20 protein-coding genes are annotated in these 21,702 nt (G+C 66.4%); 5 read left to right on the top strand and 15 right to left on the bottom strand.

Features of this window, described 5'->3' with window-relative positions; genetic code table 11:
- Window positions 1–3: 3 nt before the first annotated feature.
- The 15 genes from NJH59_RS13825 to NJH59_RS13755 all read right to left on the bottom strand — a co-directional run bounded on the left by NJH59_RS13825 (window position 4) and on the right by NJH59_RS13755 (window position 16,049).
- Window positions 4–333 (bottom strand): hypothetical protein, encoded by a 330-nt coding sequence (locus NJH59_RS13825; protein ID WP_043863218.1) that lies wholly within the window; start codon window positions 331–333, stop codon window positions 4–6.
- Window positions 330–1,247 carry an alpha/beta hydrolase gene (locus tag NJH59_RS13820; RefSeq protein ID WP_058541471.1) on the bottom strand — a complete coding sequence of 306 codons (918 nt, stop codon included), beginning with the start codon at window positions 1,245–1,247 and terminating at the stop codon, window positions 330–332. Before NJH59_RS13820 ends, NJH59_RS13825 begins: the two co-directional genes overlap by 4 nt.
- A complete protein-coding gene (locus tag NJH59_RS13815) occupies window positions 1,219–2,496 on the bottom strand; it encodes a flavohemoglobin expression-modulating QEGLA motif protein (RefSeq protein WP_253086891.1) in 1,278 nt (425 codons plus the stop codon). The genes NJH59_RS13820 and NJH59_RS13815 overlap by 29 nt, the downstream gene beginning before the upstream one ends.
- Window positions 2,497–2,520: 24 nt before the next feature.
- Window positions 2,521–3,066 carry a hypothetical protein gene (locus NJH59_RS13810; RefSeq protein ID WP_253086890.1) on the bottom strand — a complete coding sequence of 182 codons (546 nt, stop codon included), beginning with the start codon at window positions 3,064–3,066 and terminating at the stop codon, window positions 2,521–2,523.
- 27 nt (window positions 3,067–3,093) lie between these two features.
- Window positions 3,094–3,798, bottom strand: a complete 705-nt coding sequence (locus NJH59_RS13805; RefSeq protein WP_043863214.1) for a TetR/AcrR family transcriptional regulator — start codon at window positions 3,796–3,798, stop codon at window positions 3,094–3,096.
- Window positions 3,799–3,898: 100 nt separating this feature from the next.
- Window positions 3,899–5,401 (bottom strand): lysine--tRNA ligase, encoded by a 1,503-nt coding sequence (gene lysS, locus NJH59_RS13800; protein ID WP_043863213.1) that lies wholly within the window; start codon window positions 5,399–5,401, stop codon window positions 3,899–3,901.
- A 71-nt stretch (window positions 5,402–5,472) separates the two neighbouring features.
- Window positions 5,473–6,568, bottom strand: a protein-coding gene (prfB, locus tag NJH59_RS13795) for a peptide chain release factor 2 (protein WP_100633065.1) whose coding sequence is annotated in 2 segments (ribosomal slippage) — window positions 5,473–6,495 and window positions 6,497–6,568 — 1,095 coding nt in all. Because the reading frame shifts where the segments join, the coding sequence is not laid out codon by codon here.
- 177 nt (window positions 6,569–6,745) lie between these two features.
- Entirely contained in the window at window positions 6,746–7,750 is a 1,005-nt protein-coding gene (locus NJH59_RS13790; RefSeq protein ID WP_088514557.1) for a PleD family two-component system response regulator, read from the bottom strand.
- 48 nt (window positions 7,751–7,798) lie between these two features.
- On the bottom strand, window positions 7,799–8,812 hold the full coding sequence (locus NJH59_RS13785) for a chemotaxis response regulator protein-glutamate methylesterase (RefSeq protein ID WP_043863210.1): 1,014 nt from the start codon (window positions 8,810–8,812) through the stop codon (window positions 7,799–7,801).
- Window positions 8,809–11,124 carry a hybrid sensor histidine kinase/response regulator gene (locus tag NJH59_RS13780; RefSeq protein ID WP_253086889.1) on the bottom strand — a complete coding sequence of 772 codons (2,316 nt, stop codon included), beginning with the start codon at window positions 11,122–11,124 and terminating at the stop codon, window positions 8,809–8,811. The genes NJH59_RS13785 and NJH59_RS13780 overlap by 4 nt, the downstream gene beginning before the upstream one ends.
- Window positions 11,121–11,789, bottom strand: coding sequence for a chemotaxis protein CheW (locus tag NJH59_RS13775; RefSeq protein ID WP_043863208.1), 669 nt, complete (start codon window positions 11,787–11,789; stop codon window positions 11,121–11,123). The genes NJH59_RS13780 and NJH59_RS13775 overlap by 4 nt, the downstream gene beginning before the upstream one ends.
- Window positions 11,786–13,051 carry a CheR family methyltransferase gene (locus NJH59_RS13770; RefSeq protein WP_078480084.1) on the bottom strand — a complete coding sequence of 422 codons (1,266 nt, stop codon included), beginning with the start codon at window positions 13,049–13,051 and terminating at the stop codon, window positions 11,786–11,788. The genes NJH59_RS13775 and NJH59_RS13770 overlap by 4 nt, the downstream gene beginning before the upstream one ends.
- Window positions 13,048–13,563, bottom strand: coding sequence for a chemotaxis protein CheW (locus tag NJH59_RS13765; RefSeq protein WP_043863206.1), 516 nt, complete (start codon window positions 13,561–13,563; stop codon window positions 13,048–13,050). The genes NJH59_RS13770 and NJH59_RS13765 overlap by 4 nt, the downstream gene beginning before the upstream one ends.
- Before the next feature lie 7 nt (window positions 13,564–13,570).
- The gene (locus tag NJH59_RS13760; RefSeq protein WP_043863205.1) at window positions 13,571–15,193 is read right to left on the bottom strand and encodes a methyl-accepting chemotaxis protein; all 1,623 of its coding nucleotides are present in this window, start codon (window positions 15,191–15,193) and stop codon (window positions 13,571–13,573) included.
- A 136-nt stretch (window positions 15,194–15,329) separates the two neighbouring features.
- Window positions 15,330–16,049 (bottom strand): tellurite resistance TerB family protein, encoded by a 720-nt coding sequence (locus NJH59_RS13755; protein ID WP_054915019.1) that lies wholly within the window; start codon window positions 16,047–16,049, stop codon window positions 15,330–15,332.
- A gap of 175 nt (window positions 16,050–16,224) precedes the next feature.
- On the opposite strand from NJH59_RS13755, the gene ydcS reads away from it, so the two are divergent.
- The 5 genes from ydcS to NJH59_RS13730 all read left to right on the top strand — a co-directional run bounded on the left by ydcS (window position 16,225) and on the right by NJH59_RS13730 (window position 21,682).
- On the top strand, window positions 16,225–17,376 hold the full coding sequence (ydcS, locus tag NJH59_RS13750; protein WP_253086888.1) for a putative ABC transporter substrate-binding protein YdcS: 1,152 nt from the start codon (window positions 16,225–16,227) through the stop codon (window positions 17,374–17,376).
- Window positions 17,377–17,486: 110 nt separating this feature from the next.
- Window positions 17,487–18,527 carry an ABC transporter ATP-binding protein gene (locus NJH59_RS13745; RefSeq protein WP_043863202.1) on the top strand — a complete coding sequence of 347 codons (1,041 nt, stop codon included), beginning with the start codon at window positions 17,487–17,489 and terminating at the stop codon, window positions 18,525–18,527.
- Between the two features lies 1 nt (window position 18,528).
- Complete coding sequence (locus NJH59_RS13740) at window positions 18,529–19,434, top strand: ABC transporter permease (RefSeq protein ID WP_054915022.1); 906 nt, start codon at window positions 18,529–18,531, stop codon at window positions 19,432–19,434.
- Window positions 19,424–20,233 carry an ABC transporter permease gene (locus tag NJH59_RS13735; protein WP_043863200.1) on the top strand — a complete coding sequence of 270 codons (810 nt, stop codon included), beginning with the start codon at window positions 19,424–19,426 and terminating at the stop codon, window positions 20,231–20,233. Before NJH59_RS13740 ends, NJH59_RS13735 begins: the two co-directional genes overlap by 11 nt.
- A gap of 24 nt (window positions 20,234–20,257) precedes the next feature.
- Window positions 20,258–21,682 (top strand): gamma-aminobutyraldehyde dehydrogenase, encoded by a 1,425-nt coding sequence (locus tag NJH59_RS13730; RefSeq protein WP_058541466.1) that lies wholly within the window; start codon window positions 20,258–20,260, stop codon window positions 21,680–21,682.
- The last annotated feature ends 20 nt before the right edge of the window (window positions 21,683–21,702 follow it).

The raw sequence follows: 21,702 nt of genomic DNA, 5'->3' as shown, positions 1-21,702 counted from the left end.
CGCTTACTGCTGGACCTGCTGGGGCGTCTCCTGCCCCATGCAGCGCACCGCCTGCTTGCGGTTGTCCACCAGCACGCCGGTCAGGCCCTTCTGTTCGGTGTCGAACAGCACCAGCACGCCATCGATGCACTGCGCCACCTGCGCCGCCGGCTTGAGCGAGATCTTGTAGTCCTCCCCCGGCACCGTCTTGAGCATGGTGTAGTCGGCCAGCAACAGTGCATCCTGGGGCTTGGCGAAATGCAGGTAGCCGTAGTACCAGAGCACGCCCACCGTACCGATGATGCTGCAGATACCGGTAATGATCAGCGGGATGGCGTTGCGTTCTTCACTCATTGCGACTTCTCGTCAGGGTAATTGGGGACTTCGGCCAAGCGCCGCAGCCCGTTGAAATGCTCGGGGTCATCCAGAAAGCGCAGCATCACCTGGCGCCAGGTCTTGTCGGCGAAGGTCTGCACATGCCCGCCACGGGTCAGTTGCAGAACCCGCGGTGGCGGCGCGGCGCGGTACAGCGCCAGGCCGTTGGCCAACGGCACGATCGGGTCGTCGATGCTGTGGAAGAACAGCTTGGGCGGTGTGCTCAGCTGGTCGATCGACCCGATGGCGCTGTCGCCATCGGGTACCAGCCACGACAACGGCACCTGGAACGGCCAGGTCAGCCAGGAAGTGCTCAGGGCAAACTGGCCCACCTTGCGGTAGCTGGCCGGCACCCCGTCGAACACCAGGGCCTTGAAGCGCTGGCGCTGCTCGGGATGCTGCGCCAGGTAGTGAATGCCCATCGCCCCGCCCAGGCTCTGCCCCAGCAGCACCAGCGGCTTGCCCTGCACTTCGGGAGCCTGCTGCAACCAGTCCAGCGCCGCGGCGATGTCCTGGTACACCGCCGGCAGGGTCGGTTCGCCCTGGGACACCCCGTACCCCCGGTAGTCCACCAGCAGCACCTGGTAGCCCTGCTCGGGCAGCCACCAGCTGGCGCCCAGATGCCAGGCCAGGTTGCCGCCATTGCCATGCAGGTGCAGTACCGTGCCCTTGACCGGCACCCCGGCCTTGGCCGGCAACCACCAGCCGTGCAGGCGCGTGCCGTCCTCGGTGGTCAGGCTCACGTCGCGGTAGGCCAGCCCGGCCTTCTCGGGCGTGAACGGCAGGCCACGCTCGGGGTAGAACAACAGCGAACTGCAGCCGGCCAGGCTCAGCAGCGCGGCCAGCAGCCCGACCCGCCAGTGCTCAGAGAATGTTCGAATAATCGGCTTCAATCCGGTCCAGGCTCAGATGGTTGAGGAAGTTGGAAAAACACATCCAGGCCGACAGCGCGTTCAGGTCGCGGAACTGCTCGGGCAGGTACTTGGGTGGCTCCACCAGGCCTTCATCGACCAGTTGGCGCAGGGTGCGCATGTCTTCCAGGGTGGTCTTGCCGCAGAACAGCAACGGAATCTGCTCCAGCTTGCCCTTGCGCACGGCCAACTGAATGTAGTTGTAAACCATGATGAAGCCCTTGAGGTAGGACAAGTCCTTGGTGAATGGCAGGCCATTGGGCAGCGAGCCGCGGAACACGCGGCTGGCATTGCCATAGCTTTCGGCCATTTCAAACCCCTGGGCACGGAAGAACTCGTACACCTGCATGAAGTCCGCCCCCTCCTCGACCATGTGGATGGCGCGGGTGCGGTTGGTGAGCTTGCGCAGGCGGCTGGGGTAGGAGGCAAAGGCGATCACTTCCATCAGGATCGCCAGGCCTTCCTGGGTCACCGTCGACGAGGGCGGGCCCTTGGCCAGGAAGGTGCAGATCGGCTGGTTGAGGCCGTTGAGCGTGGTGCCCACGTGCACCAGCCCTTCATGCACCTCCAGCGCGCGCACGTCGCGGCTGTTGAACATCGCGTCGCTGCGGATCTTGATGTAGTCGGCGCCCGCCGCCGCGTCGGCGACGATACCGTCGGACTCGAACACGCGGATGGTTTCCTCGGCCTCGCCGAACACCTTGTTCAGGCGGCCCTGGAGCAGCTCCACGGCCTGCTTGGCGGTGAGGTCCTTGGGTTCGTCCTTGAGGTCGCCGCGCCCGTCGATGTTGTTCAGGTAGTCCGAGAGCATCAGGCCCAGGTCGGCCAGGGTCGGGTCGCCGGCATGGAAGGCGTCGGAGGCGGCGCCGTAAAGCTCCTGGGAAATCAGGCCGAAGTCTTCGGTGCCGCGCGCCTCGAGCATGCGCACCACCATGCGGTATTCCTTGCACATGCGCCGCATGATCTGCCCGACCGGGTTGAACTGGCCGAGCTGGCGGGTGATGTCGCGCTCGATGTTCTGGAACTCGAGCTTCACCGCGCTGGAGTCGAACGACAAGGGCCTGCCCTGATAGTAGGCGCGGTCCACGGCCGGCATTTCCCGGCCCTTGGCCTTGAGGAAACCCTGGCGAATGCTGTCGTCCCATTTCACCGCATCGAGTACGCGAATGGGGGTTTGCGCCAGGACAATGCGATCAGACAGGGTGCGTATCGTCTGCTGGTACTCGTCCACCCGAAACTCCTTGTGTTGGCCAGCCTACTTGCCGGCCCGCTGAAAACGTGCGACTTCGATGAACAGGTCGGAGTTGGCCGGGTCGTCCAGGTAGGCCAGCACCCGCGCCGCCGGGCTGTCGATGAGCACGCCCTGGCCGTTTTCCTCCGGTACCTCGATGGCGCGACCGCTCAGTTCCTTGTTCTTCAGGGCCTGGTTGATCTGCTCGACATCCAGGTTGTAGATCACCAGTTGCTTGTTGTCGATCACCTCGAAGCCGCCGATCAGGAAGTTGCCCCCCAGGCGCTTGGGCACGGCGGCCGAGAGGTACCAGCGGTTGCCATGGCGGGCCACGGTGAAGGCGTAGGTTTCAGGCTTCTTGCCCTTGGCGGTGGCCACCGCCTTGTAGGCGTTGTCGCCCCTGCGGCTGATCTGCAACGTCAGCGGCTCGCCCCAGGCGTCCTTGCTGGTCCATTTGCCGAGCAGGGCCTTGGGCGCCGGCTGGTTGGTCGGGATCGGCTCGTTGAACGTCACCAGGCAACCACTCAACAGCACAAACGACAGGGCCAACAGCACACGCCAGGCTTTCATCCGATACTCCTTGAATTAGGTAGAGCCTCAGGCCGATGCCAGCACCAGATGCAGGTATCGGGTAAGGATAGCGAGCATCTGCGCTTCGGCCTGGGGTTGTGCAGCATCGAGCAGGCCCTGATATTCCATCTGCTCGATGATGGCCGTCAACACTATGGCATCTTGCTGTGGCTGGCGCGAACCCACCACCTGCAACAGCTGGCAGGTGCCGCGCAGCAGGATCTGCGCATGCAGGCGCACCAGTTCGGCCAGCCGCGGGCACAGCAGCGCTTCCTGGCGAAACGCCTGCTCGGCCATCAGAAAGTCGCGGCGGTTGTGCAACTGGCGCTGCACGTACTCGGCGCCCATCTTCGCCACTTCGTCGGCCAGCTGCGCGCGGGCGCCGGGGCTGCCGTCGCCCTTGGCGATCAGCTGGCGCAACAGCACCTCGGTGTTTTCCCACAGCTTGGCCATGTAGGCCGCGCTGCGTTCGACATACTGGGCGAAGGTGTCGGTGAGCAGGTCTTCGATGTCCTTGAAATAATAGGTGGTGGCCGACAGCGGCACACCGGCCTCGGCGGCCACCGCACGGTGGCGCACGCCGCGCACGCCATCGCGCACGATGATGCGCATGGCCGCGTCGAGGATCTGCTGACGGCGCTGCTCGCTGCCCTGGCGGCTGGCCTTGCGCCCCTGGTACTGAACACTTTCGGCTACCGCTGTGGCCACGCCAGCAGCACCTTGTTGAGCCATTGCAGTCGTCACTGGGGTCTACCTCGTTGAATGCTGACTGATCGATCAGCTTGTCGCAGACATGAAAAAGCCGCCCCTAGAGGCGGCTTGTTCAAGACACTCAGGCCTGCGGGCGCATGTGCGGGAACAGGATCACGTCGCGGATCGACGGCGAGTTGGTCAGCAGCATCACCAGGCGGTCGATACCGATGCCCTCACCGGCAGTGGGCGGCATGCCGTACTCCAGGGCGCGCACGAAGTCGGCATCGTAGTGCATGGCCTCGTCGTCGCCGGCGTCCTTGTCGGCCACCTGGGCCATGAAGCGCTCGGCCTGGTCCTCGGCATCGTTGAGCTCGGAGTAGGCGTTGGCGATCTCGCGGCCGCCGATGAACAGTTCGAAGCGGTCGGTGACGTTCGGGTTCTGGTCATTGCGACGGGCCAGCGGCGACACTTCGAACGGGTACTGGGTGATGAAGTGCGGCTGCTCCAGCTTGTGCTCGACCAGCTCTTCGAAAATCATCACCTGCAGCTTGCCCAGGCCTTCGAAGCCCAGCACCTTGGCGCCGGCCTGCTTGGCGATGGCACGGGCCTTGTCGATGTCGTTGAGGTCGTCGGCGGTCAGCTCGGGGTTGTACTTGAGGATCGAGTCGAACACCGACAGGCGCACGAACGGCTCGCCGAAGTGGAACACCTTGTCGCCGTACGGCACGTCGGTGCTGCCCAGCACCAGCTGCGCCAGCTCGCGGAACAGCTCTTCGGTGAGGTCCATGTTGTCTTCGTAGTCGGCGTAGGCCTGGTAGAACTCGAGCATGGTGAACTCGGGGTTGTGCCGGGTCGAGACGCCTTCGTTACGGAAGTTGCGGTTGATCTCGAAGACCTTCTCGAAACCACCGACCACCAGACGCTTGAGGTACAGCTCCGGCGCGATGCGCAGGAACATCGGCATGTCCAGCGCGTTGTGGTGGGTTTCGAACGGCTTGGCCGCAGCGCCACCGGGGATGGTCTGCAGCATCGGCGTTTCCACTTCCAGGAAGTCGCGCTGGATGAGGAAGTTGCGAATATGGTTGATGACCTGCGAGCGCACACGGAAGGTGTGGCGGGTTTCCTCGTTGACCATCAGGTCGACGTAGCGCTGGCGATAGCGCTGCTCGGTGTCGGTCAGGCCGTGGTGCTTGTCCGGCAGCGGGCGCAGCGACTTGGTCAGCAGGCGCACGTTGGTCATCTCGACGTACAGGTCGCCCTTGCCCGAACGGGCCAGGGTGCCTTCGGCGCTGATGATGTCGCCCAGGTCCCAGGTTTTGACCGCTGCCAGGGTTTCCTCGGGCAGGGTCTTGCGGTTGACGTAGACCTGGATGCGCCCGGTCATGTCCTGGATCACCATGAACGAGCCACGGTTGAGCATGATGCGACCGGCAACCTTGACCGGGATCGCTGCAGCTTCCAGCTCTTCCTTGGTCTTGTCGACATACTGTTTCTGCAGGTCGTTGCAGTAGCTGTCACGGCGGAAGTCGTTGGGGAAGGCGTTGCCCTTGGCGCGCTCTGCGGCAAGCTTTTCCTTGCGCAGGGCAATCAGGGTGTTTTCTTCCTGTTGCAGGTCTTGCGGGTCGAGTTTGAGGTCGCTCATGTGGTCACATTTTCCATCAGGGGTTCATTGCCCCCGCCCGCAGGCGAGGGTCTTGTAGCGGGTCGCGAAACTTACAGCCCCTGCTTGAGGCTGGCTTCCAGGTACTCGTCGATATCGCCGTCGAGCACCTTGTCGCAGTCGCTGCGTTCGACGTTGGTGCGCAGATCCTTGATCCGCGAGGCGTCGAGCACGTACGAACGGATCTGGTGACCCCAGCCGATGTCCGACTTGCTGTCTTCCAGGGCCTGCGACGCGGCGTTGCGCTTCTGCATCTCCAGCTCGTACAACTTGGCCCGCAGCATCTTCATGGCGGTGTCCTTGTTGGCGTGCTGGGAACGTTCGTTCTGGCAGCTGACCACGGTGTTGGTCGGCACGTGGGTGATACGCACCGCCGAGTCGGTGGTGTTCACGTGCTGGCCGCCGGCACCCGAGGAGCGGTAGGTGTCGATACGCAGGTCGGACGGGTTGATCTCGATTTCGACCTTGTCGTCGATCTCGGGGGACACGAACACCGCCGAGAACGAAGTATGGCGGCGTGCGCCGGAGTCGAACGGGCTCTTGCGCACCAGACGGTGCACACCGATCTCGGTGCGCAGCCAGCCAAAGGCGTACTCGCCCTTGATGTGCACGGTGGCGCCCTTGATGCCGGCCACGTCGCCTTCGGACAGTTCCATGATGGTGGCGTCGAAACCACGCTTGGACGCCCAGCGCAGGTACATGCGCAGCAGGATGTTGGCCCAGTCCTGGGCCTCGGTGCCGCCGGAACCGGCCTGGATGTCCAGGTAGGCGTTGTTCATGTCCATCTCGCCGCTGAACATGCGACGGAATTCGAGCTGGGCCAGGGAGTCTTCCAGGCCCTGGAGCACTTCGACGACGTCATTGACGGCGCCTTCGTCGTTCTCCTCGACAGCCATGTCGAGCAGCTCGCGGGCGTCGACCAGGCCGCCGGACAGTTCGTCCAGGGTGTCGACGATCTGCGCCAGCATGGCGCGTTCGCGGCCCAGTTCCTGGGCGTACTCGGGCTTGTTCCAGACGTTCGGGTCTTCGAGCTCGCGGTTGACTTCGATCAGGCGGTCATGCTTGTGATCGTAGTCAAAGATACCCCCGAATGGATTCGGAGCGCTCGGTCAGGTCCTTGATGGTGTTCAGGATCGGTTGGATTTCCATGGGCGGGCAGCTCTCGTGCGTATTCTGTGAAAAGCCGGAGAGTATAAACGAGTCTGCAGGTGCGCGGCAGCCCGTCGGGCGGCCTTTGGAGAAGCCGGCGCCTGATCGCGGATCAGCCGCCCCCACAAGGGCAGCACGATGCCCGTGGGAGCGGGCTTGACCCGCGATGGCGGTCTGTCAGGCCACCCCGACCTGGTTGCGCCCGCCATTCTTGGCCTGGTACAGGCCCTTGTCCGCCGCCGAGATCAACTGTCGGCAATGGCTGCCGACTGCCGGCGTGTGGGTGGCCAGGCCGATGCTGATGGTCAGCACGCTGCCCGCCTGCGGCATGTTGTGCTCGATGGCCAGGCCCACCACGGTCTGGCGCAGCTTCTCGGCCACCAGCCGCGCCCCGCCCGGCGAAGTGTTGGGCAGCACCAGGGCGAATTCCTCGCCACCGTAGCGTGCCGGCAGGTCGCTGGGGCGGCTGCACGAGGCACGAATCGCCTCGGCCACCTGGCGCAGCGCCTCGTCCCCGGCCAGGTGGCCGAACGAGTCGTTGAAGGCCTTGAAATAGTCGACGTCGATCATCAGCAACGACAGCTGCGACTGGTCACGCATGGCTCGGCGCCATTCCAGTTCCAGGTACTCGTCGAAATGCCGGCGGTTGGACAGCCCCGTCAGGCCGTCGGAGTTCATCAGCCGTTGCAGCACCAGGTTGGTGTCCAGCAACTGCTGCTGGCTGACCCGCAGCGCCCGGTAGGCTTCGTCACGCTGCAGCAGGGTGAGGTAGGAGCGCGAGTGGTACAGGATGCGCGCGACCAGCTCGATGTTGTCGGGCAGCTTGACCAGGTAGTCGTTGGCCCCGGCGGCGAACGCGGCGCTCTTGACCAGCGCGTCTTCCTTGGACGACAGCACGATGATCGGGATGTCCTGGGTGGCCGGGTTGCTGCGGTACTCGCGCACCAGGCTCAGGCCATCGAGGCCGGGCATGACCAGGTCCTGCAGGATCACCGTGGGCTTGATACGGATCGCCTGCGCGACTGCCTGATGCGGGTCGGCGCAGAAGTGAAAGTCGATGTTGGCCTCGTTGGCCAGGCCGCGACGCACGGCTTCGCCGATCATCGCCTGGTCGTCGACCAGCAGCACCATCGCCGAGTTTTCATTGGTGGTCGGGAACCCCACGAGCGGTAGATCATTCATGCGCGCCCTGCTCCCTGGCGAACGACCGGTTTGGTTCATTACACATCGTCATTTCGAAAAAATCTCCATCAGGCGCGGCGCAATGCGCTCCAGCGCACGTATCTCGACGGCGGCATCGATGGCCGCAGCCGCCTTGGGCATGCCGTAGACCGCACTGCTCTGCTGGTCCTGGGCGATGGTCAGAAAGCCCTGCTCGCGCATCAGCTTGAGCCCCTGTGCGCCATCGCGGCCCATGCCGGTCAGCAGTACGCCCACCGCATCGCCCTGCCAGAAGCGCGCCACGCTCTCGAAGAACACATCGATCGAAGGGCGGTAGATCGCGTTGACCGGTTCGGCGGTGTAGGCCAGGGTGCCGTCCTTCAACAGGCGGATATGGTGGTTGGTGCCGGCCAGCAGCACCTGCCCGGGCTGGGGTGCTTCGCCCTCGCGGGCCAGGCGTACCGGCAGGCCGGAGGCGCTGCTCAGCCACTCGGCCATGCCGGCGGCGAACACCTGGTCGACGTGCTGGACCAGCACGATGGCCGCGTTGAAATCCTGCTCCAGGCTCTTGAGCAGCACCTCAAGCGCCGCCGGGCCACCGGCCGAGGAACCGATCGCCACCAGGCGCTGACGTTGTGCGCCCTGGCGCTGAGGGGCTGCCACTGCCCGCACACGGTTGCTGCCGTGCTGGCCGATCAGCCAGCTGATATTGAGGATCTTGCGCAACAGCGGCGCGGCCGCCTCACGCGGGTTGCCGGCGCCTACCGCCGGGGTGTCGACCACGTCCAGGGCGCCGTGGCCCATGGCCTCGAACACGCGGTGCACGTTCTGCTGGCGGTCGACCGTGACGATCACGATGGCGCAAGGAGTCCGGGCCATGATCTGGCGCGTGGCCTCCACGCCGTCCATGACGGGCATGATCAGGTCCATCAGGATCAGGTCGGGGGTGTGCTCGGCGCAGCGCTGCACCGCCTCGGCGCCATTGCCGGCCACCCAGATCACCTCGTGCTGCGGCTCGAACGCCAATGCCCGGCGCAGGGCCTCCACGGCCAGGGGCATGTCGTTGACGATGGCGATCTTCATCCCTGGGCTCCCCCGATAAGCTCCACCACGGCTTCCAGCAAGGCATCATCATGAAAACTGGCCTTGGCCAAATAGTAGTCGGCCCCGGCGTCCAGTCCACGACGACGATCTTCCTCGCGGTCCTTGTACGACACCACCATCACCGGCAACGACTGCAACCGGCTGTCGCGACGCAGCAGGGTGACCAGTTCGATGCCGTCCATGCGCGGCATGTCGATGTCGGTGATCAGCAGGTCGAAATCCTCGCTGCGCAAGGCGTTCCAGCCGTCCATGCCGTCCACCGCGACGGCCACTTCGTAACCGCGGTTGGTCAGCAGCTTGCGCTGCAACTCGCGCACGGTCAACGAGTCATCCACCACCAGCACGCGCTTGCGCGTCGCTTCGCGGGCGGCGCGCTGGCCGCGCTCGATACGTTCCAGGCGGCCGGTGCTGAGCAGCTTCTCGACCGAGCGCAGCAGGTCCTCGACGTCCACGATCAGCACCACCGAGCCGTCATCGAGCAGGGCCCCGGCCGAGATGTCCTGCACCTTGCCCAGCCGCGCGTCCAGCGGCATCACCACCAGCACGCGCTCGCCGATCAGACGCTCGACGGCCACGCCATACAGGGTGTCGCGCTCACGGATGACCACCACCTTGATGGCCTGTTCCGCCGCCTGGCTGGGCGGCCGGTTGAGCAACTGGGAGGCGGCCACCAGGCCGATGTGCCGGCCTTCATGCCAGAAATGCTGGCGCCCCTCGATCTGCACGATGGCCTCGGCGGGCAGGTCCAGGGTGCGTTCGATATGCGCCAGCGGGAAGGCGTAGGCCTCGCCCCCCACCTCGACCACCAGGCTGCGCACCACCGACAGGGTCAGCGGCACCTCCAGGTGAAAGCGGCTGCCCTGCCCGCTGTGCTGGCTGAGGTCGATGAAGCCGCGCAACTGGCGCACGCTGTGCTGCACCGCATCGAGCCCTACGCCGCGCCCGGAAACCTCGGTGACCTTGTCGCGCAGGCTGAACCCCGGCAGGAACAGGAACGTCAGCAGTTCGGCTTCGCTCATCTGCGCCACGGTGTCGGCCGGCGACAACTGGCGCTCGACGATGCTGTGGCGCAGGCGTTGCAGGTCGACGCCGCCACCGTCATCGCTCAGTTCCAGCACCAGCAGGCCGGCCTGGTGCGAGGCGCGCAGGCGGATCAGGCCCTCGGCCGGCTTGCCTGCCAGCAGGCGTTGCTCGGGCAGTTCGATACCGTGGTCCACGGCGTTGCGCAGAAGGTGGGTGAGCGGCGCCTCGAGTTTTTCCAGCACGTCACGGTCGACCTGGGTCTTTTCGCCCTCGATCTCCAGACGCACCTGCTTGCCCAGCGACCGCCCCAGGTCGCGAACCATGCGGCTCTGCCCGTTGAGCACGTCGGCGAACGGGCGCATGCGGCAGGCCAGCGCGGTGTCGTACAGCAGTTGCGCGCGCTGGCTGGCCTGCCAGCCGAACTCGTCCAGGTCGGCGGCCTGCTGCTGCAGCATCTCGCGGGTTTCGCCGAGCAGGCGCTGGGCCTGCGCCAGCGCTTCCTGCACCTCCGGTCGCTGGCCGCCGGTGTCCAGCTCGGCCTTGAGCGTATCGAGGGCGCGAATGCTCTGGCCGTGCATGCGCTTGAGGCGCTGCAGGGTGGCCAGGTAGGGCTTCAGGCGCTGGGTTTCGACCAGCGACTTGCTGGACAGGTCGAGCAGGCTGTTCAGGCGCTCGGCCGTGACCCGCAGCACCCGCTCGCCGCCTTCGCTGCGCTTGCCCGGCGCAAGGGCCACGGGCTCGGCAGGCGCCTCCGGTTGCGCGAGCGCCTCAGGCTCGGGCGCCGGGGGCACCGGCTGCGGCGCAGCCGGTGCGGGTTCAGGATTCTGCGTCGGCTCGGGCGCGTCGCCGGTTGCCGGCCCCGTCGCCATCAGCGCACTGGCCGGATCGAGCAGCACGGCCATCTGCACCACGAAGGCCTGGACCGCCGCCTCGGTGGCCGTACCGCCCAGGGTGGCGATGCGCATCAGCAGGTCGGTGCCCTGCAGCAGCGCATCGATGTGCTCGGGGCGCAGGCGCAGGCGGCCTTCCTGGGCCTCGACCAGGCAGTCTTCCATCACGTGGGCGACGCTGACCCCGGCGTCGATCCCCACGATGCGCGCCGCGCCCTTGAGCGAGTGGGCGGCGCGCATGCAGGCCTCGAGCTGGTCACCCTGGGTAGGGTTGCGTTCCAGGGCCAGCAGGCCGGCGCTGAGCACCTGGGTCTGCGCCTCGGCCTCCAGGCTGAACAGCTCGAGCAGCGAAGCGTCGCGCATTTGCTCTGGGGTCATGACAGGCTCCGGTTCACGGCAGACAACAGCTGTTCTTCATCCAGCACCCGCACGCTGCGACCGCGCCACTGCAATACCGCTTCGGTGAAGCGTGCATCGGTGGCGGTGTCGCTGGCCGGCTGCCCGGGGTCGAGGGCATGGATGCCGTCCACTTCGTCCACCGGCAGCACCACGGCGCCGCCGCTGGCACCCAGGATCAGCATGCGCGGCATGACCCGCGCCGACACCGCCACCGGGCTGCCGGGCTCGAGCCCCAGCAGGTCGCCCAGCGACAGGCACGGCACCAGCGCACCGCGCACATTGGCCACCCCCTGCAGCACCCGCGAGCGCTGGTGCGGCAAGGAGTGCACCGGCTGCAGCGGCGCCACCTCGACCAGGCAGCGGGTCGCCAGGGCCAGCCATTCCTCGCCCAGGCGAAACAGCAACAGCGAGCGCCCGACACTCACCGGTGCCTGCACATGCGTCTGCGCATGGGCGTCCTGGGCCAGCGCATAGCGGTCCAGCAGGCGCGTGGCCGCTGCCGCGTACACCTGGCAGTTGCGACAGTGAATATGCTCGGCCAGCAACGGGCAGCTCTTGTCGCCGTGCACACCGATACGGTTCCAGCAATCGTCGATGGCCTCGACCGTGGCGGCCATCACGCCCAGCTCTGCCTGGCCGCTCATCGTTCAGGCTCCCGCTCGCTGCGCTCTCGGCGCGCCGCACGCTCCTGCAGGCGCCGGGCGCCCACCTCATCGCCCTGGGACGCCAGCAGCGCCGCCAGGTGCGCCAGGGCCTCGGGGTGCTGGGGTTGCAGGTACAGCACCTTGCGGTAGTGGCTCACGGCCTGGGCCGCATCGCCGGCGGTATCGCTGAGCAGGCCCAGCCAGTAATACACCTGCGCATCCGGTGCATGCTGCTGCAGGTAGCGTTCGCAGGCCGCGCGTGCCTCGTCGCTGCGGCCCTCGTTGGCCAGCGTGGCGATCTGCGCCAGCAGCTGTTCGGCGCCAGGCTTGCCGGCGGCTGGGGGCGCAACCCGGGCAGGCTGCGGTGCCGGGGCTGGCGCACGGCGCGCCAACGGCGCAGGCGCCCGCCGTGGACTGGGTGCAGGCATCGGGGGCGGCGGCGAAAGCACTGGGGGCGGCTCCTGCGGGATATGCCGTACATAGGCGAACGACTGCGCGATACCCAGCGGGCGCATGCCCATGCGTGCCAGCAGGCTGCCTTCGGCCGGGCCGATGAACAGTACGCCGTCTTCATGGGTGAGGCTTTTCAGTACGTCGAACACCCGTTGCTGGGTGGGTACATCGAAATAGATCAGCAGGTTGCGGCAGAAGACGAAGTCGTAGCTGCCCCTGCGGGTGCGCAGCGCCGGGTCGAGCACGTTGCCCACCTGCAGCTCGACCTGCTGGCGAACCCGCTCGTCGAGGCGATGGCCCTGCTCCACCTCGCTGAAGTGGCGCTGGCGGAAGGCGATGTCACTGCCGCGAAAGGAGTTGCGGCCATACACCGCCTGTTCGGCGCGGGCGATCGAGTTGGGGCTGATATCGATGCCGTCGACGCGAAACCCGGGGCCGGCGATACCGGCATCGAGCAGGGCCATGGCAATCGAATAGGGCTCTTCACCGGTCGAACACGGCAGGCTGAGCACCCGCAGCGGCCGGGTGCCATTGAGCTCGGCCAGGCGCCTGAGGGCAAGCCCGGCCAGCGCGCTGAACGACTCGGGATAACGGAAGAACCAGGTTTCAGGCACGATCACCGCTTCGATCAGCGCCTGCTGCTCCGGGGTCGACTGCTGCAGGCGCACCCAGTAGTCGTCCAGGTCGCGGGCCTGCAGGGCAGCACAGCGCTGGCGCAGGGCCCGCTCGACCATCGGCGCGCCAACCGAGGCGACATCCAGGCCGATACGCTCTTGCAAGAATCGAAAGAACCGCTGCTCGTCGCTCATGGCTGCACCTCCACGGGCGGGTACAGCAAGGCGCGGGCCTGGTCGGTCAGCAGGTCCTGTACGCTGATGCGTTGCATCAGGCCCTGGGCATCTTCGCGCACCGGCCCCAGGTAGGGGGCCTGGTGGTTGTCGACGCCATAGGGGCGAAACTCGTCGGGGTGGCAACGCAGGGTGTCGCTGGCCTGCTGCAGGATCAGGCCCAGCAACTGCGGCTCGGCCTGCGCCTGGCCCCGGTAGTGCACCAGCACCAGCCGGGTGCTGGTACGCAGCGGCGCCGGGGTGCCGAACCCCAGGTCGCCCACGTCGATCACCGGTACCAGCGCACCGCGATGCGCCAGCACCCCCGCCACCCAGCGCGGGGTGTGGGCGATGGGCTTGAGTGGCAGGCGCGGCAGCACCTCCACTACCTCATGGGTGTCCAGGGCAAAGCGCTGCTCGCCGATACGAAATACCAGGAACAGGCGCCCTGGCGTAGGCACCGAAGTGTCGCGGCGTGACTGAAGGTCGCTCATCGGGGCTTCAGACTTTGAACCGCGACACACCACCACGAAGGCCGACCGCTACCTGGCTCAGCTCGTCGATGGCGAAACTGGCCTGGCGCAGCGACTCCACGGTCTGGCTGCTGGCATCGCCCAACTGCGCCAGTGCATGGTTGATCTGCTCGGCACCGGTGGCCTGGGCCTGCATGCCTTCGTTGACCATCAGCACCCGTGGCGCCAGCGCCTGCACCTGGTGGATGATCTGGGTCAGTTGCTCGCCCACCTGCTGCACCTCGGCCATGCCGCGACGCACTTCCTCGGAAAACTTGTCCATGCCCATCACCCCGGCCGACACCGCCGACTGGATCTCGCGCACCATCTGTTCGATATCGTAGGTGGCCACGGCGGTCTGGTCGGCCAGGCGGCGCACCTCGGTGGCCACCACGGCAAAGCCGCGGCCATATTCGCCGGCCTTCTCGGCCTCGATGGCGGCGTTGAGCGACAGCAGGTTGGTCTGGTCGGCGACCTTGACGATGGTGACCACCACCTGGTTGATGTTGCCGGCCTTCTCGTTGAGGATCGCCAGCTTGTTGTTGACCAGGTCGGCCGCGCCCATCACCTGGTGCATGGTCTCTTCCATGCGCGCCAGGCCCTGCTGGCCGGAGCCGGCCAGTACCGAAGCCTGGTCGGCGGCGCTGGTGACCTCGGTCATGGTGCGCACCAGGTCCCGGGAGGTGGCGGCGATTTCCCGCGAGGTGGCACCGATTTCGGTGGTGGTGGCGGCCGTTTCGGTGGCGGTGGCCTGCTGCTGCTTGGAGGTGGCGGCAATCTCGGTCACCGAGGTGGTGACCTGCACCGACGAGCGCTGGGCCTGGGACACCAGCGTGGTCAGCTCGCTCATCATTTCGTTGAAGCCGGTTTCCACCGCGCCGAATTCATCCTTGCGGTCCAGGCTCAGGCGCACGCTGAGGTCACCGCCGCGCAGCTTGTCCAGCGCCCGCACGATCAGTTGCATGGGGCCGGTGATGGCGCGCATCAGCATCAGGCCGCAGATGCCGGCTGCAATGATCGCCAGCACCAGCGAGATCATCATGCTGACCTTGGCCGTGGTCACCGCGCTGACGATGGCACCGGTGGCCTGCTCGGCCGACACCCGGTTGCCTTCGATCACCGTGTTCAGGTGCTTGCGGCCCTCGTTCCAGGCCGGGGTCATGCTGTCCTGCAGCAGGCGCTGGGCCTCGGCGTAGTTCTTCTGCCGGTAGGCCTCCAGCACGCTGTCGAGCAGCTTCAGGTAGCCCTGCTCCAGGCGCACGAACTCCTCGTAGCTGGACTGGTCTTCGGAGGACTGGATGGTCTTCTGGTAATCGGCCATGTTCTGCTTGAGGCGATCCTCGAAGCTCTTGTACAGCTCGGCGTCGGCATTGGTCAGCTCGCGGTGGTTGCTCAGGCCGAGCAACTGCTGGGTGTTGACGTAGCTGTCGACCCAGGCGCTGCGGATCATCGAGCTGTAGTACACGCCAGGGATGCTGTCCGAACGCACCGCCTCCTCACTGGACTCGATCGCCACCAGGCGCGAGTAGGCAGCGACCACCATCAACAGCATGATGGCAATGATCATGGCGAAGCTCGCCAGGATGCGTTGGCGCAATGTCCAGTTCTTCACAGTCAGCCCTCAAGGATTCTACGCGAGCAGAAAAATGCGCAGATTATAGCCCACGCACCTTATCTGCACGCGCTCTGGATCAAGACGGCTCGGGCAAAATGGCCTGCGCGATGGCCATATGCCCGCATTTGCTGACTCAGGCCTGGCGAACCTGTTTTTCCAGCTCGGCCTTGAGGGCCGGGTCGAGCTTGAGCTGCTTGGCCAGCTCGTCGAGGTAGGCGCGCTCCATGAAGTGTTCCTCGTCCACCAGCATGACGCTGGCGATGTACATCTCGGCCGCCATTTCCGGCGTTGTGGCAGCGCGGGCGACGTCGGCCGGGTCCAGCGGTCGGTTGAGTTCGGCATGCAGCCACTGTTGCAGCTCGTGGTCGTTGTCGAGCTTGACGAACTCGCCTTCGATCAGCGCCTTCTCGCGCTCGTCGACATGCCCGTCGGCCTTGGCCGCAGCCACCAGCGCCTTGAGGATGGCCTGGCTGTGCAATTCGACCTGGGCGGCAGGCAGGCGATCGAGGGTCTGCGGTTCGCGCTGCGGCGCACTGCCCTGCTGGGCCTGCCAGTTGCCGTAGGCCTTGTAGGCCAGCACACCGAGGGCGGCCAGGCCACCATAGGTGAGCGCCTTGCCCCCCAGACTGCGCGCCTTCTTGTTGCCCAGCAGCAAGCCCATCGCGCCCGCCGCCAGCGCACCACCGCCGGCACCGGAGAGCAGCCCGCCCAGGCCACCGCCACCGGCGCCGCCGAGCAACCCACCCAGCCCGCCACTGCCCCCTGGCTTGGCGCTGGCACCTTTGCCGGCCTGGTTCTGCAGCAGCTCCTGGCCGGACTTTAGCAACTGGTCGAGCAAACCTCGGGTGTTCATCTGAACGTCCTCAACAAGGAAATGAAACGCCAGAGTAAAGCCTGACCTGCGTCGTCACGCTGCGCATTTGCTTCTGGATGTTGCATTCGCGGGAACGCACTACGCTAGTAGGGAATGCACCGCTGCAGCACCGTCATCACTGCCCCTGCACAATTCCAATAAAAGAGGGAACATCATGCTTGTGCACACCACCGCATTGCTTGGCGCCCTGGGCGCCGGGATCCTCGCCAGCGCCAGCCTGCAGGCCGCCGAGCCGCTCAAGGCCGTGGGTGCAGGCGAAGGGCAACTGGACATCGTGGCCTGGCCCGGCTACATCGAGCGCGGCGAGAGCGACAAGGCCTACGACTGGGTCAGCGGTTTCGAGCAGGACACCGGCTGCAAGGTGAGCGTCAAGACTGCCGCCACCTCCGACGAGATGGTCAGCCTGATGACCAAGGGCGGCTACGACCTGGTGACCGCATCGGGCGATGCCTCGCTGCGCCTGATTGCCGGCAAGCGTGTGCAGGCGATCAACACCGACCTGATCCCCAACTGGAAGCACCTCGACCCGCGCCTGAAGGACGGCCCCTGGTACGTGGTCGACGCCAAGGTCTACGGCACGCCGTACCAGTGGGGGCCGAACGTGCTGCTGTACAACACCGAGGTGTTCAAGCAGGCGCCCACCAGCTGGGGCGTGGTGTTCGAGCCGCAGGACCTGCCGGACGGCAAGCCGAACAAGGGCCGTGTGCAGGCCTATGACGGGCCGATCTACATCGCCGATGCGGCGCTGTACCTGAAGACGGCCAAGCCGGAACTGGGCATCGACAACCCCTACGAGCTCAACGAAACCCAGTACAAGGCGGTGCTCGACCTGTTGCGCCAGCAACGCCCCCTGATTCACCGCTACTGGCATGACGCAACCGTGCAGATGAGCGACGTCAAGAACGAAGGCGTGGCGGCTTCAAGCTCCTGGGGCTACATGGTCAACGGGCTCAAGGCCGACAAGCAGCCGGTGGCCTCGACCATCCCCAGGGAGGGCGCCACCGGCTGGGCCGATACCACCATGCTGCACGCCGAGGCCAAGCACCCCAATTGCGCCTACAAATGGATGGACTGGTCGCTGCAGCCCAAGGTGCAGGGCGACGTGGCGGCGTGGTTCGGCTCGTTGCCGGTGGTGCCGGCGGCGTGTTCGGGCAGCGAACTGCTGGGGGCCGACGGGTGCAAGGCCAACGGTTTCGACCTGTTCGACAAGATCGCGTTCTGGCGCACGCCGCAGGCGCAAGGGGGCAAGTTCGTGCCCTATAGCCGCTGGACCCAGGACTACATCGCGATCATGGGCGGCCGTTAGGGCCTCTTCGCCGTCAAGGCCGGCCCCTGCAGGCGACTCGCACACCTGCAGGGGCCGGCCTTGACGGCGAAGCGAGCGCACCGCCCTCGCAGAACCGTGGAGTACCTCGCATGCCCCCAGCCGTACAGTTCACCCAAGTGTCCCGCCTGTTCGGCGAGGTCAAGGCCGTCGACCGGGTCTGCATCGACATCGAAGACGGCGAGTTCTTCTCCATGCTCGGCCCTTCGGGCTCGGGCAAGACCACCTGCCTGCGCCTGATCGCCGGGTTCGAACAACCCAGCCACGGCTCGATTCGCATCCACGGCGTGGAAGCCGCCGGCCTGCCGCCCTACCAGCGCGACGTCAACACGGTCTTCCAGGACTACGCGCTGTTCCCGCACATGAACGTGCGCGACAACGTGGCCTACGGGCTCAAGGTCAAGGGCGTGGCCAAGGCCCAGCGCCATGCCCGCGCCGAAGAGGCCCTGGGCATGGTGGCCCTGGCCGGCTACGGCGAGCGCAAGCCGGTGCAGTTGTCCGGCGGGCAGCGCCAGCGCGTGGCCCTGGCCCGCGCGCTGGTCAATCGTCCCCGGGTACTGCTGCTGGACGAGCCCCTCGGCGCGCTGGACCTCAAGCTGCGCGAGCAGATGCAGGGCGAGCTGAAGAAGCTCCAGCGCCAGCTGGGCATCACCTTCATTTTCGTCACCCACGACCAGACCGAGGCGCTGTCGATGTCCGACCGCGTGGCGGTGTTCAACCGCGGGCGCATCGAACAGGTCGACACGCCGCGCAACCTCTACATGCAACCGGCCACCCCCTTCGTTGCCGAGTTCGTCGGCACTTCCAACGTGCTGCGCGGCGAGCTGGCCCAACACCTGGTGGCCAGCCCGCAGCCGTTCTCGATCCGCCCGGAACACATTCGCCTGAGCGCGTCGGCCATCCCGGGCGACGTCCTCCAGCTCAGCGGCGTGCTGCACGATATCCAGTACCAGGGCAGCACCACCCGTTACGAACTGCAGCTGGACAACGGCCAGTTGCTGGCGGTGAGCCAGGCCAACAGCCAGTGGCATGCCGACGCCGCCCCCTGGCAGCCCGGCCAGCGCCTGCACGCCCACTGGCCGCGCGAGGCCATGACCGCGCTGCGCGAAACCGTGCTCGACGAGGGCCGCTGAGATGATGCGGCGCCTGGCCACCCTGCTCTACCGTCGCCCCAACCTGTACCTGGCGATGCTGTTGATACCGCCGCTGATCTGGTTCGGCGCGATCTACCTGGGCTCGCTGCTGGCGCTGCTGTGGCAAGGTTTCTACACCTTCGACGACTTCACCATGGCGGTGACGCCCGAGCTGACCCTGGCCAACTTTGCCGCGCTGCTGCAGCCATCCAACTTCGACATCATCCTGCGTACCCTGGGCATGGCGGTGGCGGTGTCGATCGCCAGCGCGGTGCTGGCGTTTCCCATCGCCTACTACATGGCCCGCTACACCCGCGGCAGCACCAAGGCGTTCTTCTACATCGCGGTGATGATGCCGATGTGGGCCAGCTACATCGTCAAGGCCTATGCCTGGACCCTGCTGCTGGCCAAGGGCGGGGTGGCCCAGTGGTTCGTCCAGCAGCTGAACCTGGAGCCACTGCTGCAATGGCTGCTCGGCATTCCCGGGGTGGGCGGCAGCACCCTGTCGACCTCGCACCTGGGGCGCTTTATGGTGTTCGTGTACATCTGGCTGCCGTTCATGATCCTGCCGATCCAGGCCGCGCTGGAGCGCCTGCCGCCCTCGCTGCTGCACGCCTCTGCCGACCTTGGCGCACGCCCGCGCCAGACGTTCGTGCAGGTGACCCTGCCGCTGGCGGTGCCGGGCATCGCCGCCGGCTCCATCTTCACCTTCTCGCTGACCCTGGGCGATTTCATCGTGCCGCAGCTGGTGGGCCCGCCCGGCTACTTCATCGGCAGCATGGTGTACGCCCAGCAAGGCGCCATCGGCAACATGCCGATGGCCGCCGCCTTCACCCTGGTGCCGATCATGCTGATCGCCGTGTACCTGACCCTCGTCAAACGCCTGGGAGCCTTCGATGCACTCTGACAACGCCTCGCCGGGGCTGCGCCTGGCCGCCTGGGGCGGGCTGCTGTTCCTGCACTTTCCGATCCTGATCATCGTGCTGTACGCCTTCAATACCGAAGACGCGGCCTTCAGCTTTCCGCCCCGGGGCCTGACCCTCAAGTGGTTCGGCGTGGCGTTTTCGCGCCCCGACGTGCTCGAGTCGATCAAGCTGTCGCTGCAGGTGGCGTGCCTGGCCACGCTGATCGCCCTGGTGCTTGGCACCCTGGCCGCCGCGGCCCTGTACCGGCGCAGCTTCTTCGGCAAGGAGAGCCTGTCGCTGATGCTGATCCTGCCCATCGCCCTGCCCGGCATCATCACCGGCATCGCCCTGCTGTCGGCGTTCAAGACCCTGGGCATCGAGCCCGGGATCTTCACCATCGTGGTGGGCCACGCCACCTTCTGCGTGGTGATCGTCTACAACAACGTCATCGCGCGTCTGCGGCGCACCTCGCAGAACCAGATCGAGGCGTCGATGGACCTGGGCGCCGACGGCTGGCAGACCTTTCGCTACATCGTGCTGCCCAATCTGGGGTCGGCGCTGCTGGCGGGCGGCATGCTGGCGTTCGCGCTGTCGTTCGACGAAATCATCGTGACCACCTTCACCGCCGGCCACGAACGCACCCTGCCGATCTGGCTGCTCAACCAGCTCAGCCGCCCGCGCGACGTGCCGGTGACCAACGTGGTGGCCATGCTGGTGATGCTGGTGACCATGCTGCCGATTCTGGGCGCCTACTACCTGACCCGTGGCGCCGAGAACGTGACCGGCAGCGACGGCAAATGACCTGAACCAGGAGGATCGAACACCATGCAAACCCGACTGCTGATCAACGGCCAGCTCGTCGCCGGCGAAGGCCCGGCCCACAGCGTGCTCAACCCCGCGCTGGGCAGCGTGCTGGTGGACATCAACGAGGCCAGCGAAGCGCAGGTGGATGCGGCGGTGCGCGCCGCCGACCATGCCTTCGACGGCTGGTCGCAGACCGCACCGAAAGACCGCGCCGCACTGCTGCTCAAGCTGGCCGACCTGATAGACGCCCATGCCGGGGAGCTGGCCAGGCTGGAATCGGACAACTGCGGCAAGCCCTACCCGGCCGCGCTGAACGACGAACTGCCGGCAATCGCCGACGTGTTCCGCTTCTTTGCCGGGGCCAGCCGCTGTCTGGGCGGCTCGGCGGCGGGCGAGTACCTGGCGGGGCACACTTCGATGGTGCGCCGCGACCCGCTGGGTGTGGTGGCGTCCATCGCGCCGTGGAACTACCCGCTGATGATGCTGGCATGGAAGATCGCCCCGGCCCTGGCCGCCGGCAACACCGTGGTGCTCAAGCCTTCGGAACAGACCCCGCTGACCGCCCTGCGCCTGGGCGAACTGGCGGCCGAGCTGTTTCCGGCCGGGGTGCTCAACATCCTGTTCGGCAAGGGCCAGAGCGTAGGTATGCCCCTGGTCACCCACCCCAAGGTGCGCATGGTGTCGTTGACCGGCTCGATCGCCACCGGCAGCCAGATCATCACCGGCACCGCCGACAGCGTGAAACGCCTGCACATGGAACTGGGCGGCAAGGCCCCGGTGATCATCTTCGACGATGCCGACATCGACGCTGCGGTGGAAGGCATTCGCACCTTCGGCTTCTACAATGCCGGGCAGGACTGCACCGCGGCCTGCCGGATCTATGCCCAGGCCGGCATCTACGACACCTTCGTGAACAAGCTCGGCGAGGCAGTGGCCAGCCTCCGGCACGGGTTGCAGGACGACCCGGACACCGAACTCGGGCCGCTGATCAGTGCCGCACACCGCGACCGGGTGGCAGCGCTGGTGGAGCGCGCCGTGGCCCAGCCGCATATTCGCCTGGTCACCGGCGGCAAGGCGGTGGCGGGCGACGGGTTCTTCTTCGAGCCGACGGTGCTGGCCGACGCCCAGCAGGATGACGAGATCGTGCGCCGCGAGGTGTTCGGGCCAGTGGTGTCGGTGACCCGCTTCGAAGACGAAGCGCAGGCGCTGGCCTGGGCCAACGATTCGGACTACGGCCTGGCCTCGTCACTGTGGACCGCCGATGTCGGCCGCGCCCACCGGGTGTCCGCCCGTTTGCAGTACGGCTGCACCTGGGTCAACACGCACTTCATGCTGGTCAGCGAAATGCCCCACGGCGGGCAGAAGCTGTCGGGCTACGGCAAGGACATGTCGATGTATGGGCTGGAGGACTACACCTGCGTGCGGCATGTGATGTTCAGGCATTGAGGCCCACGGCGCAGGCAGGC

The sequence above is a fragment of the Pseudomonas sp. VE 267-6A genome (genome assembly GCF_024126555.1).
Lineage (GTDB): Bacteria > Pseudomonadota > Gammaproteobacteria > Pseudomonadales > Pseudomonadaceae > Aquipseudomonas > Aquipseudomonas palmensis.
This window is presented reverse-complemented; position numbering and strand designations above follow the sequence as displayed.

Excerpts from the sequence above, each read along its gene's own strand:
- NJH59_RS13825 (WP_043863218.1), bottom strand. The coding sequence starts at position 333 with ATGAGTGAAGAACGCAACGCCATCCCGCTGATCATTACCGGTATCTGC.
- NJH59_RS13810 (WP_253086890.1), bottom strand. The coding sequence starts at position 3,066 with ATGAAAGCCTGGCGTGTGCTGTTGGCCCTGTCGTTTGTGCTGTTGAGT.
- NJH59_RS13805 (WP_043863214.1), bottom strand. The coding sequence starts at position 3,798 with ATGGCTCAACAAGGTGCTGCTGGCGTGGCCACAGCGGTAGCCGAAAGT.
- lysS (WP_043863213.1), bottom strand. The coding sequence starts at position 5,401 with ATGAGCGACCTCAAACTCGACCCGCAAGACCTGCAACAGGAAGAAAAC.
- NJH59_RS13790 (WP_088514557.1), bottom strand. The coding sequence starts at position 7,750 with ATGAATGATCTACCGCTCGTGGGGTTCCCGACCACCAATGAAAACTCG.
- NJH59_RS13785 (WP_043863210.1), bottom strand. The coding sequence starts at position 8,812 with ATGAAGATCGCCATCGTCAACGACATGCCCCTGGCCGTGGAGGCCCTG.
- NJH59_RS13780 (WP_253086889.1), bottom strand. The coding sequence starts at position 11,124 with ATGACCCCAGAGCAAATGCGCGACGCTTCGCTGCTCGAGCTGTTCAGC.
- NJH59_RS13775 (WP_043863208.1), bottom strand. The coding sequence starts at position 11,789 with ATGAGCGGCCAGGCAGAGCTGGGCGTGATGGCCGCCACGGTCGAGGCC.
- NJH59_RS13770 (WP_078480084.1), bottom strand. The coding sequence starts at position 13,051 with ATGAGCGACGAGCAGCGGTTCTTTCGATTCTTGCAAGAGCGTATCGGC.
- NJH59_RS13765 (WP_043863206.1), bottom strand. The coding sequence starts at position 13,563 with ATGAGCGACCTTCAGTCACGCCGCGACACTTCGGTGCCTACGCCAGGG.
- NJH59_RS13755 (WP_054915019.1), bottom strand. The coding sequence starts at position 16,049 with ATGAACACCCGAGGTTTGCTCGACCAGTTGCTAAAGTCCGGCCAGGAG.
- ydcS (WP_253086888.1), top strand. The coding sequence starts at position 16,225 with ATGCTTGTGCACACCACCGCATTGCTTGGCGCCCTGGGCGCCGGGATC.
- NJH59_RS13745 (WP_043863202.1), top strand. The coding sequence starts at position 17,487 with ATGCCCCCAGCCGTACAGTTCACCCAAGTGTCCCGCCTGTTCGGCGAG.
- NJH59_RS13740 (WP_054915022.1), top strand. The coding sequence starts at position 18,529 with ATGATGCGGCGCCTGGCCACCCTGCTCTACCGTCGCCCCAACCTGTAC.
- NJH59_RS13735 (WP_043863200.1), top strand. The coding sequence starts at position 19,424 with ATGCACTCTGACAACGCCTCGCCGGGGCTGCGCCTGGCCGCCTGGGGC.
- NJH59_RS13730 (WP_058541466.1), top strand. The coding sequence starts at position 20,258 with ATGCAAACCCGACTGCTGATCAACGGCCAGCTCGTCGCCGGCGAAGGC.